The 12,271-nt window shown below is 36.3% G+C and carries 15 protein-coding genes; 3 read left to right on the top strand and 12 right to left on the bottom strand.

The window, feature by feature from the left end; translation table 11 throughout:
- Positions 1–11: 11 nt before the first annotated feature.
- From rplC to iscR, 9 genes are all read right to left on the bottom strand, one after another.
- Positions 12–638 carry a 50S ribosomal protein L3 gene (gene rplC, locus A9G45_RS08525; RefSeq protein WP_065567159.1) on the bottom strand — a complete coding sequence of 209 codons (627 nt, stop codon included), beginning with the start codon at positions 636–638 and terminating at the stop codon, positions 12–14.
- Between the two features lie 31 nt (positions 639–669).
- Positions 670–981 carry a 30S ribosomal protein S10 gene (gene rpsJ, locus A9G45_RS08530; RefSeq protein WP_006120582.1) on the bottom strand — a complete coding sequence of 104 codons (312 nt, stop codon included), beginning with the start codon at positions 979–981 and terminating at the stop codon, positions 670–672.
- A 371-nt stretch (positions 982–1,352) separates the two neighbouring features.
- Positions 1,353–1,691 (bottom strand): ISC system 2Fe-2S type ferredoxin, encoded by a 339-nt coding sequence (fdx, locus tag A9G45_RS08535; RefSeq protein ID WP_065567160.1) that lies wholly within the window; start codon positions 1,689–1,691, stop codon positions 1,353–1,355.
- Positions 1,692–1,705: 14 nt separating this feature from the next.
- Positions 1,706–3,565 (bottom strand): Fe-S protein assembly chaperone HscA, encoded by a 1,860-nt coding sequence (gene hscA / locus A9G45_RS08540; RefSeq protein ID WP_065567161.1) that lies wholly within the window; start codon positions 3,563–3,565, stop codon positions 1,706–1,708.
- Between the two features lie 36 nt (positions 3,566–3,601).
- Complete coding sequence (hscB, locus tag A9G45_RS08545) at positions 3,602–4,135, bottom strand: Fe-S protein assembly co-chaperone HscB (RefSeq protein ID WP_065567162.1); 534 nt, start codon at positions 4,133–4,135, stop codon at positions 3,602–3,604.
- 11 nt (positions 4,136–4,146) lie between these two features.
- Positions 4,147–4,470, bottom strand: a complete 324-nt coding sequence (gene iscA / locus A9G45_RS08550; RefSeq protein WP_065561024.1) for an iron-sulfur cluster assembly protein IscA — start codon at positions 4,468–4,470, stop codon at positions 4,147–4,149.
- On the bottom strand, positions 4,470–4,856 hold the full coding sequence (iscU, locus tag A9G45_RS08555; RefSeq protein WP_065567163.1) for a Fe-S cluster assembly scaffold IscU: 387 nt from the start codon (positions 4,854–4,856) through the stop codon (positions 4,470–4,472). The genes iscA and iscU overlap by 1 nt, the downstream gene beginning before the upstream one ends.
- A 15-nt stretch (positions 4,857–4,871) precedes the next feature.
- A complete protein-coding gene (locus A9G45_RS08560) occupies positions 4,872–6,086 on the bottom strand; it encodes an IscS subfamily cysteine desulfurase (protein ID WP_065567164.1) in 1,215 nt (404 codons plus the stop codon).
- A gap of 38 nt (positions 6,087–6,124) precedes the next feature.
- Entirely contained in the window at positions 6,125–6,580 is a 456-nt protein-coding gene (iscR, locus tag A9G45_RS08565; RefSeq protein WP_065567165.1) for a Fe-S cluster assembly transcriptional regulator IscR, read from the bottom strand.
- A gap of 162 nt (positions 6,581–6,742) precedes the next feature.
- On the opposite strand from iscR, the gene sltY reads away from it, so the two are divergent.
- Both sltY and trpR read left to right on the top strand, forming a co-directional pair.
- Positions 6,743–8,698, top strand: coding sequence for a murein transglycosylase (sltY, locus tag A9G45_RS08570; protein WP_065567166.1), 1,956 nt, complete (start codon positions 6,743–6,745; stop codon positions 8,696–8,698).
- 11 nt (positions 8,699–8,709) lie between these two features.
- On the top strand, positions 8,710–9,000 hold the full coding sequence (gene trpR / locus A9G45_RS08575) for a trp operon repressor (protein ID WP_218057077.1): 291 nt from the start codon (positions 8,710–8,712) through the stop codon (positions 8,998–9,000).
- Between the two features lie 58 nt (positions 9,001–9,058).
- Here the strand turns inward: trpR and robA are convergent, their stop codons facing one another.
- The 3 genes from robA to A9G45_RS08590 all read right to left on the bottom strand — a co-directional run bounded on the left by robA (position 9,059) and on the right by A9G45_RS08590 (position 11,404).
- Positions 9,059–9,976 carry an MDR efflux pump AcrAB transcriptional activator RobA gene (gene robA, locus A9G45_RS08580; RefSeq protein WP_065567168.1) on the bottom strand — a complete coding sequence of 306 codons (918 nt, stop codon included), beginning with the start codon at positions 9,974–9,976 and terminating at the stop codon, positions 9,059–9,061.
- A 96-nt stretch (positions 9,977–10,072) separates the two neighbouring features.
- A complete protein-coding gene (gene nfuA / locus A9G45_RS08585; RefSeq protein WP_065567189.1) occupies positions 10,073–10,648 on the bottom strand; it encodes a Fe-S biogenesis protein NfuA in 576 nt (191 codons plus the stop codon).
- Positions 10,649–10,753: 105 nt separating this feature from the next.
- Entirely contained in the window at positions 10,754–11,404 is a 651-nt protein-coding gene (locus A9G45_RS08590; protein ID WP_176701814.1) for a phosphoribosyltransferase family protein, read from the bottom strand.
- 315 nt (positions 11,405–11,719) lie between these two features.
- Here A9G45_RS08590 and A9G45_RS08595 point away from each other — a divergent pair, with 315 nt between their 5' ends.
- Positions 11,720–12,271: a peptidylprolyl isomerase gene (locus A9G45_RS08595; protein WP_255307135.1), complete on the top strand. Its 552-nt coding sequence runs from the start codon at positions 11,720–11,722 to the stop codon at positions 12,269–12,271.

Here is a 12,271-nt window from a genome sequence, read left to right on the forward strand (position 1 = left end):
TCTCCTCGACGTTAAGCCTTGATTGCCGGTTTAACAATTACGTCACTATTGATTGCACCAGGAACTGCACCTTTAATTAATAAAAGGTTACGTTCTGCATCAACACGCACAATATCTAAGTTTTGAACTGTTACACGTTCATTACCTAAGTGACCTGCCATTTTACGACCTTTAAACACTTTACCCGGAGTTTGGTTTTGACCAATAGAGCCATGACCACGGTGTGCCAAAGAGTTACCATGAGTCGCATCTTGAGTACGGAAATTCCAACGTTTAGTCACGCCAGCAAAACCTTTACCTTTAGATGTTCCAGTAACATCAACTTTTTTAACGTCAGTAAAAATATCAACGTTAATACTTTGACCTACAGTAAATTCACCTTCTTCAAAACGGAATTCCCATAGACCACGACCAGCTTCAACGCCAGCCTTAGCGAAATGACCTGCTTCAGGTTTATTTACGCGGCTTGCTTTTTTACTGCCAGTAGTAACCTGAATAGCTTGATAACCATCATTCTCAAGGGTTTTAACTTGAGTAATACGATTACTTTGAACTTCTACTACGGTGACAGGAATAGAAACACCCTCTTCAGTGAAGATTCGTGTCATTCCTACTTTACGACCGATTAAACCAATCATTGTTTCGACCTCTCAATCATTCAGCCTAGGATTAACCTAAACTGATCTGCACATCAACACCGGCAGCAAGATCTAGACGCATTAAAGCATCAACTGTTTTTTCAGTTGGCTCAACAATATCAACTAGACGCTTATGAGTGCGAATCTCATACTGATCACGCGCATCTTTGTTAACGTGCGGAGAGATCAATACAGTAAAACGCTCTTTGCGTGTCGGTAATGGAATAGGACCACGAACCTGCGCACCTGTGCGCTTCGCAGTTTCTACAATTTCAGCAGTTGATTGATCAATCAAACGATGATCAAACGCTTTTAACCGGATACGGATTCTTTGGTTCGACATGAGACCAGAGCTCCATTATTTAAAAGTTATAACAAAAGACTACTCCTCTTTCCCTGTTTCGATTGACAGGAGAGTGTAATCCGTTCTTTTTCGTAACCCCCAAATCGGGAGTATTGTCGATATAATTAGCTATTTTCTGTTGTAGAAATTATATCTTTTCATCATTTGTTTATATAAAGGCAATAAACAAAGTGGGCTGATTATACTCTGTTAATTAACTAACGGCAAGAAATAAATACAGATATTTAGAATCGAAAGATATGGCTGTTCGCTTGATTATCGGTTCAAAATTATGAAATTTAAAACGAATCACCAAGCTTAATATTATTCTTTACATCAAATTATAGATAGGTAATCATTCTGACTATTAATTAATGATCTTCTTTGGCGTGATTAAGGCTATATCTTGGAATTTCGACTTCTAGATCTTCATTCGCTACACGAGCTTGACAACTTAAACGGCTATGAGGCTCAACTCCCCAGGCTTTATCTAACATATCATCTTCTTGCTCATCACTTTCCTCAAGTGACTCGAACCCTTTACGAACAATACAGTGACATGTAGAACAAGCACAGGACATCTCACAAGCATGCTCGATTTCAATATCATTGCGCAATGCCACGTCTAAAATAGATTCACCTTCCTGCGCTTCAACAGTTTTTCCTTCAGGGCAAAGATCGGCATTGGGTAAAAAAGTAATTTTTGGCATAATAATCTCGTTAGTTAAATATCATCAACTTTATGGCCTGCTAAGGCACGATGGATTGACCTATCCATTCGTCTAGCGGCAAAATCTTGTGTCACACTATCAACAATTTTAATGTGCTTTTCAATTGCATCACTATTATCTGACTCACGTGCTATTTGCAATTGGCGCTGAGCGATTAAAATTTGGCTAAGTTCGCTATCGTTTAATAAATCAGCATCTTTGTCTAAAGCGCCTTGTAAACTCTCTAGCACGCGTGCCGCTTCAACTCTTTTTTCAGCAAGCATTCTGGCTTGTTTATCTTGCTGTGCATGACTAATTGAATCTTGAATCATGGTCGCAATCTCTTTATCGGTCAGACCGTAAGAAGGCTTAACCTGAATTGCAGCTTCTACACCAGTTGATTTTTCCATCGCTGTAACACTTAATAAACCATCGGCATCAACTTGAAATGTCACCCGTATATGTGCACCACCAGCAGGCATAGCAGGAATTCCCCTTAACGTAAACCGAGCTAAGGAGCGACAGTCGGCAACACTTTCACGCTCACCTTGCAAAACATGAATCATCATGGCTGTTTGACCATCTTTAAAAGTGGTAAATTCTTGCGCTCTTGCACATGGAATAGTGCTATTACGAGGAATAATCTTTTCGACCAATTCCCCCATAGTTTCAATCCCTAAAGACAATGGAATAACGTCAAGTAGCAACATATCAGAATCAGATTTATTCCCTACTAATATATCCGCTTGAATGGCAGCTCCAACAGCAACAACTTTATCTGGATCAATAGACGTTAACGGCTGGGTTTTAAAATAATCACCAACTAATTCTCTTACTAACGGTACGCGAGTAGAACCACCAACCATAACGACTTCAAGCACTTCATCCACGCCTATTTGCGCATCTTTTAACGCCCGACGGCAAACAGCCAAAGTGCGTTTAACTAATGGCTCTATTAATTGTTGAAAATGCTGACGAGTAATAGTTAATGATTGATTATTAAGTGTAAATATAGCAACATCTTCATTGCTCAATAATATTTTTATATCCGTCGCTTGATTACTAATATTTTGATTAATAATAGGATCTATATTATCGGTTAATCCAAATTCCTTTTTTATATAATCAGCAAGCAACCTATCAAAATCATCGCCACCAAGAGCAGAATCACCGCTGGTTGCTAGCACTTCAAAAACGCCTTTATTTAGGCGAAGAATCGAAATATCAAAAGTTCCGCCACCTAAATCATAAACAGCAATGACCCCTTCTTTTTTAGAATCTAAGCCATAAGCAATGGCGGCGGCAGTTGGTTCATTTAATAAGCGAAGCACATGTAAACCAGCTAATTTTGCTGCATCTTTAGTTGCTTGTCTTTGGGCATCATCAAAGTAAGCTGGCACAGTTATCACAGCACCGTCAATTTCACCGTTTAAACTTTCTCTTGCTCGTTCGGCGAGTGCAATCAAGATATCAGCAGAGACTTGTACTGGATTGACCTGACCATTAGGCAGATTTAATAACGGGACACCACTTTCTGTTTGCGAAAAGGTATAAGGAAAATGGGATTGTTCTATATCTGCTAAACTTCTGCCCATTAATCGTTTAACAGAACTAACCGTATTTTGAGGATCATTTATAGCATTGGATTTGGCATATTTACCAATGGTAATAACAGGGTTATCATCATGATCAACGCCGTAATGTACAACCGATGGCAACAATGAATCACCTTGCAAATCGGGTAAAACCTCGGCTTGCCCACTACGAACCGTTGCTACGAGTGAATTAGTTGTACCAAGATCGATACCCACTGCAATGCGACGCTGATGTGGCATTGGTGTTTGTCCTGGTTCACTAATTTGTAATAATATCATTTAATCTATCTCTATTGATTCATCACTTATCGTAAATTATAAATCAAATTGTTTGTCTTGTAACTTTTCGATTTGTTCAATCAATCGAGCTAGATAACGAAGCTTATAGATTTGATTAAGCGCACTTTGCCAATCTTGTTTTACTATGTCTTGTTTTACTATGAGTTGTAATAGTTGGTTATATACCATTTTTTCACGTTCGATAATTTCTTTATGAAAGTCATCTAATGCTTGAAAATTAGCTTGGTTTTCAATACTATCAAGCTTCTCACGTAAAGCAAATTGCTCCATTAAAAAATCGGCATCATGAATGATATTTTTTTCTGTGGCAACATCAAAACCTTGCAAAGATAGATAATATTCCGCAGCTTTAATTGGATTTTTTAAGATTTGATAACCATCATTAATCGCTGCTGATTTTTGCACAATTGCCACTTTATCACTATCGGTTGCAACAGCAAAATTGTCTGGATGGTATTGCCGTTGTAACTGCTGATAATGAGTTGTTAACAGCGCTACATCCACCGGTAATTGAGGTGGTAAATTGAATAGCTCGAAGTAATTAACCATAACTAGTCCAACTACACATTAAAGCTTTCGCCACAACCGCATTCGTGCTTTGTATTAGGATTATTAAACTTGAAACCTTCATTTAATCCTTCTTTAACAAAATCAAGTTCAGTACCATCAATATAAACTAAGCTCTTTTTATCCACGATAACTTTGACATGTTTATCTTCAAAAACACTATCATCATCATTAATCACATCGGCAAACTCTAAAACATAGGCCATACCTGAGCAACCGGATGTTTTAACACCTAATCGTAATCCAACACCTTTTCCACGATTAGCCAGAAAAGCTTGAACACGATCAGCAGCGCTATTAGTCAATGTGATTGCCATTAACGTTGTCCTTTTTTCGTTTTATAGTCATCAATTGCTGCTTTAATCGCATCTTCGGCTAAGATCGAGCAGTGAATTTTAACAGGCGGTAAAGCCAACTCTTCAGCAATATCCGTATTTTTAATCGCTTCGGCCTCATCTAATGATTTACCTTTAATCCATTCGGTTACTAAAGAGCTTGATGCAATTGCGCTACCACAACCATAGGTTTTAAACTTAGCGTCCTCAATAATGCCATTATCATTCACTTTGATTTGTAAACGCATTACATCGCCACACGCAGGCGCCCCAACCATGCCACTACCGACATTAGGATCATTTTGATCAAAAGAACCTACATTACGAGGGTTTTCATAATGATCAACAACTTTTTCACTGTATGCCATAATTTGCTCCTAATATTAATGGGCTGACCATTTAATTTTTGTTAAATCAACACCATCTTTAAACATTTCCCAAAGTGGCGATAAATCTCTTAATTTATCAATAGAATTTTTAATTAATTTAATCACATAGTCCACTTCTTCTTCAGTACTAAATCGACCCAATGAAAAACGAATTGAGCTATGTGCAAGCTCATCATTAAGCCCTAATGCACGTAGCACATAAGAAGGCTCTAAGCTCGCTGATGTACACGCCGAACCAGATGAAACCGCTAAATCCTTTAAAGCCATCATAAGCGATTCACCTTCAACATACGCGAAACTCACATTTAAAATATTTGGTACACTGTGTTCCAAAGAACCATTAAGGTAAACTTCTTCGATATCTTTTAACCCATTCCATAAACGATTTTTTAGCGCTAAAAGGCGAGGCATTTCAGCTGCCATTTCTTCTTTGGCTATATGGTACGCTTCACCCATGCCGACAATTTGGTGCACAGGTAACGTGCCTGAGCGCATACCCCGCTCATGACCACCGCCATGCATTTGCGCTTCAATTCGCACACGAGGTTTACGTCTTACATAAAGTCCACCAATTCCTTTTGGGCCATAAATCTTATGACCAGAAAATGACATTAAATCAACTTTTAACTTGGCCACATCAATGGGTAATTTACCTACAGATTGTGTTGCATCAACATGAAAGACAATGCCCCGTTCACGGCACATTTCACCAATTTTCTCGATGTCTTGAATAACACCAGTTTCATTATTAACATGCATAATAGATACAACAGTTGTATCACTACGCATTGCAGCAGCAAGCTTATCTAGATCAAGAATACCATTAGATTCCGGAGCTAAATAAGTTACTTCATAACCTTCTCGCTCAAGCTGGCGACAAGTATCAAGCACAGCTTTGTGCTCAGTTTTACAAGTAATAATGTGCTTACCTTTTGCTTGATTAAAATGAGCAGCGCCTTTGATCGCTAAATTATCCGCCTCGGTTGCACCAGATGTAAAAACAATTTCTCGTGAATCAGCACCAATAAGATCAGCAATTTGATTGCGGGCAATATCAACTGCTTCTTCCGCTTGCCAACCAAATTTATGAGAACGAGATGCTGGGTTACCAAAAACCCCATCAAGGGTTAAATACTGCATCATTTTTTCAGCAACTCGAGGATCAACAGGGGTTGTCGCTGCATAATCCATATAAATAGGTAGTTTCATTAATCACTCCCAATGACAAATTCTATATTCTATTTTTATTAATTGATCTGAACGTGTTGTATATTACTTTGTCGGCTAGCAACGGCTTTAACTTCTTTATCATTAACCAATTCACTTAACGTAATGCTAGTTAAAAAGTCCTCAATCCGCTCACTTAGTTCATTCCACAATGTGTGAGTTAAACATCTCACACCACCTTGGCATCCATCTTGCCCATGGCATTTTGTTGCATGCACTGTCTCATCAACAGCTTTAACAATTGAGCTAATCGCAATTTGATCCATAGAGCGACTCAATATATAACCGCCACCAGGACCTCTAACACTCTGTACTAAGCCATTTTTACGTAAACGAGCAAACAATTGTTCAAGATAAGAAAGTGAAATTTCTTGACGTTCTGAAATCTCTGCAAGTGATACAGGCCCTGAATCAGCATGTAATGCAACATCAAGCATTGCTGTCACCGCATATCGTCCTTTTGATGTCAATTTCATTAATCATTCCCCTATGCGTTATCGCTTTATTGTATATATCCGTTTAATTTAGTCAAGTATTTAGTTGAGTATTTTAGTAGGAATTAAGCCGTTAGTTGATTATCGACGAATCGTAACAGAATATGCTAATCTAACGAACTAAATTAATATAGGAGTTAAGGGATGAAATTAGTATTACGTTATTTTTTAATAATATGTCTACTTTGTGCATGTAGTATTTACACAGGTAGTGTTTACGCAGACAGGTCGCAAAAGGAGCAACGAGAACATTATCAAAAATGGCTTAATTCCTATCAATCGCTTAATTTTGAAGACCAACAAATATTGCTTTCTAGCATAAAAAATTATCCATTATATCCTTATGCTGCTGTACAGTTTTTTCAAAAAAATATCAAATTGGTTTCACCTGAAATGGTAAGTGACTTTGTTAGCCAATATAAGGACTTTCCATTAACAGACTCACTAATACAATCTTATCTAACAGAACTAAGTTCTCGTCAAGACTGGAATTCAATCGTTTCTTTCCCAAAAGATAATTCTATTCTCTCTAATTGTCGCTATCAGTATGCATTACTACAACAAGGAAATAACCAAGCTACCTTCAGTACTATCGAATCACTTTGGAAGACTGGCAAAGAGCTCCCTTCTGCATGTGATCCATTAATCAACGCTTGGACTCAAGCAGGTAAACGAACAGCTAATTTAATACTATTACGCATTGAACTTGCTATTGAAGCAAATAATTTAAAATTGGCCAAACATCTAACTAACCTACTTGATGACAACAACAAAACAACTAAAATTAATTTGCTCGCTGTACTTGATAATCCAAAAAAGTTAGAGGATTTTTCAAAAAATATTAAAGCTAGCACCTTCACTAAAAAAGTAGTCTTAGCATCATTCCCTCGCTTAGTAAAAACTGATATGAATTTAGCTGCATTGTTATTGCCAAAATTAGTTAAACAGCAGGCGTTAACTGAAGTAGAGCAAGCTGAATTACAAAAGAGTTTAGCCAACAGCTACTTTAAAGATTCCGCTACTAATGAACAAATAAAATGGCGTGATAGCTATATTACTAAGTATCATGATACGGCATTGGTCGAAAAGCGTATCCGCCTTGCCATAGATGCCTATAACTTTTCTGATATTGCCTATTGGCTAGCGCAATTATCACCAGAAGATCAATTAAAAGAAGAATGGCAATACTGGCAAGCTCGAGTATTACTCAATAATAAACAAAAAAATGAAGCTAATAAAATTTTACAAGCGCTCACAAACAAACGTGGATTTTATGGCATGATAAGTGCACAAACACTTAACCAACCTTATTTACTTAAAAACCAGTCGCCAAAAATTACACAAGCAGAAATATCAACATTAAAAGCCAAATATGACAATCAACCTTATGTAAAAAGAATTAACGAATTACGTTATTTTGGTATGGTATCAGAATTAAGTAACGAATGGCGTTATATGTTGAATCACCAAACAAATAAAAGTGAATACTTAGCATTATCTCAATATGCCTTACAAAAAGGATGGGGAGATCTTAGCATTCAAGCAACCATTGTTGGCAAGCTTTGGAATAACTGGACGGAACGTTTACCCGTTATGTATAAAGACTTATATAACAATGCATTAAAAAATAAAAGTATTCCGCTTTCTTATGCTTTAGCGATATCTCGTCAAGAAAGTGCTCTTAATAGCACCGCCAAATCGCCAGCTGGTGCTCGCGGGTTAATGCAATTAATGCCAGCGACAGCAAAAGAAACAGCTAAAAAAGTAGATACAGTGACTTATGTCTCATCGGCACAATTGTTTGATCCTAAAACCAATATAGAATTAGGCACTTCTTACCTAAATACCGTTTACCTACAAAATAGTAATAATCGTATATTATCTTCAGCAGCTTATAATGCTGGCCCTAATCGTGTAAAAAAATGGCTTAATAACAGTAATGGTAAACTTGACGCAGTCGCATTTATTGAAAGCATACCGTTTACAGAGACACGTAATTACGTAAAAAACGTATTGGTATATGATTATATTTATCAAACAATCTTAGGAAAGAAAGATGTCAATATTCTTAATCCCAATGAATTTAATCAACAATATTAATGGTGATTACAATGAAAACTAAAGAATGGAAACAAACCGTTGAACTATTACACCAAGCATTTAACGATGGTTATTCACTTGATATATTAAAGTTATTAATGACTGCTGATGAACGCGACGCTTTAATTACTCGCGTTAAAATTATACATTCATTACTTGATGGTTCAACCAATCAGCGCCAGCTCAAAGAGCAACTTAAAATTGGGATTGCAACAGTAACTAGGGGATCAAATAGCCTTAAAGAGGCAACTCCAGAATTCAAAAAATGGTTAGAAAATATTTTACTAAACTCAGATAACTAAATACATCGGTCAATATCTATCTACTGCTTTTTAGATCTGGTTATAACACATTTAGTCGCTATAAATTTGGTTGGATATTGACTTCACTTTCTGTGACAACCGGCACACAATAATCACACTCCATATGTGTAATATTCTTAATCGATTCAGTAATGTCATTATGATGATTATGATGAATTTCAATTACACAACTGGAACTGCGCAAACGTACCTTTAACGCTGGCATCGCGGCTAAATGCACTTGCGAAATAAAATCTCTAAACTCATCAGGAGCGCCAATATATTTAAAACAAAGATATAAACCACCCTCACTTACAAATTGTTCTATGTACTCAAGATTATTATTCTGATCTAAGGCAATGGTATAAAAAAGATCTCGCTCATTGTCATTATCTTTACTTTTTAAGATCTGATTAAATGCATAAATTTTATCGGGTAGATTCTGATTTTTGTGTGTACAGCGAGATAAATAATTATTAAAAAACTGCTCTCGGAGTTTAATTTCTTCATCTAGCAATCGACTTAATGTACAATTATTTTTATAGGTAATTCCCCAAAAAGTTTGTTTTGGCATATTAACAAATTTTGGCTCAGGCAATAAAAGCTGATTTTTATTTAGCTCAATAGCTGGTGTTAACCCTGTAGGATCCCAATATTCTCCTCGACGATAACTTGCTGGCGTTTCATTAAATTGTTTTTTAAAAGATCGGGTAAATGTTTGCTGAGAATCAAAACGATATTGCATTGCAATATCTAAAATAGGCTTACTTGTCATACGTAAAGCAAGCGCTGCATAAGTTAAACGGCGATGACGAATATAAGTACCAAGAACCTGACCAGTAACTTCTTTAAACATGCGTTGTAAGTGCCATTTTGAATAACCTGATTTTCGTGCAACATGATCAATAGATAATGGTTGTTCCAAATTCCTTTCAATCCAAACGATAAGATCTGAAATAATACTAACTTGATTCATAAAACCCCATCATAATGTCAAATGGCAAACATCAACCGATTATGACTTAATCCTAGCAATAAGCAAGGTCTAAGTAAAAATTATTTTCTTTCAAATTTAGCAAAAAGAATGGGCGCCAGCTTGGTGTTCTGTAATATCTCTAACACCTGCCAGTTCAGGAAACTCTGCCATTAATTGTTTCTCAATGCCTTCTTTTAAAGTGTAATCAACCATTGAGCAACCATTACAACCACCACCAAATTGCAATATAGCATAGTTATCTTCTGTCAATTCAACTAAGCTCACATGCCCACCATGGTTTGCCAATTGTGGGTTAACTTGAGCTTGAATCACATAATTAACGCGTTCAATTAATGGGGCATCATCAGCCACCTTTTTCATTTTCGAGTTTGGCGCTTTTAATGTCAATTGTGACCCTAACTCATCAGTCACATAATCAATGACAGTTTCTTCTAAAAATGGTGCACTAATATCATCGATAAAAACTGAAAAATCATTAAATTTCTCTTCTATATCGCTATCTTCTACTGTATCAGCTGGACAATATGAAACCCCACATTCTGCGCTTGGTGTACCTGGGTTAATAACAAATACTCGAATTTGTGTTCCATCAGGTTGATTAGCAAGCAATTTTTTAAAGTGCTGTTGAGCTGATTCAGAAATAGTGATAATAGACATAACCCCTCACAGTAATGTAATTAGGTACAAATAGACCTAACATCATTTATTATAATAGTTGACTAACTTTCTTGGTTATTATAGGGATTGTTTAGGATTTTACAATACTGTACGGCACAAACAAACAACATGAACGCTTGTTGCACCACATTTTTTTAATTGTTGGCTAATGGCATTAATTGTATTACCAGTTGTGACAATATCATCAATAAGCATTACCGATTTGTGCGAGAGATCTTGGCGACACATAAAAAGTGTTTCGACATTCGTAATTCTTTCGGTAAGAGATAGATTTTTTTGATCACGTAAATTTTGCTTACGAGATAGCAAATGAGGGTAAAAATCACAATTTAGCCATCTAGCAATCGGTTTTGCCAATAACTCGGCTTGATTAAAACCTCTAGACCAGTAGCGAATGTGATGTAACGGCACACAAGTCACCAAATCAGGTTTAATTAAAGCACCTGCTTCTCGTCGTTGATACCATGCCAAAAACATTAATCTTGCCAATGCAATATTTAATTCAATTTTACTGTAGAACTTAAAATGATGAACCAATTTTTTTAATGGATTAATATAATCAGACACAGCTATCAACTCATCCCAGTGCGGTTGCTTTGCCCGACATCGATAACAGATATCAGTCGATAAAGAATGCGGTAAACAGCATCGATGACAAACCTTATAAAATTTAGGTAGATTTTTAACACACTGACAACAAATGCCATGATGGAGCAAAAATAAAGGCATATCACACAAAACACATCGCATAAGATTTAATAAACTGTTTGTAAAAAATTTCAGATAATATAACGTGTTAATATAAAACGGTAGCAACCCCAAACAACAATTGGCTATAAGAGTGCCACTTTGCCTACTCGAAATTATCAAGGCACATTAATACAATAGGAATATTACTTTCGTTGTATACAAGAAAATACTTCTGCGAGTTACAACACAAAAAATTACCTAATTTTTCATAATAGTTATTTATAATAATCAAATATCCAGTATAATCAGCCAACTTCCACAGGATAAAGGAATTAATATATGGAAAAAATCAAAATGCTATTTATTACAGCATTACTCGCTTTATTTTCTACCGTTGCTTTAGCTGATACCAAAGTATTATTACAAACCAGCATGGGGGATATTGAACTTGAATTAGACAGCGAACACGCACCGATCACTACGAAAAACTTTCTTGATTATGTTAATAGTGGTTTTTATGAAAATCTAACTTTTCACCGAGTCATTCCTGGTTTTATGATTCAAGGTGGTGGTGCTGATGATCAACTAAAATTCAAAGACAATAACCCACCGATTAAAAATGAAGCGAATAATGGCTTAAAAAATGAGCGCGGCACAATTGCAATGGCAAGAACCAGTGATATAAACAGTGCAACTAGCCAATTTTTTATCAATGTTGTCAATAATGATTTTCTTAATTACCAATCACCAGAACAATATGGCTATGCCGTATTCGGTAAAGTAATTAAAGGGATGGACGTTGCCGATAAAATCGTCGCTGTTCCAACTAAACGTATGGGACCCCATCAAAACGTACCTGTTGAACCTATTTATATTAAAAAAGCTGTGGTGATTGAAAGCAATTAA

This window comes from Gilliamella sp. HK2, from assembly GCF_001690265.1.
GTDB classification, from domain to species: Bacteria; Pseudomonadota; Gammaproteobacteria; order Enterobacterales; family Orbaceae; genus Gilliamella; species Gilliamella apicola_C.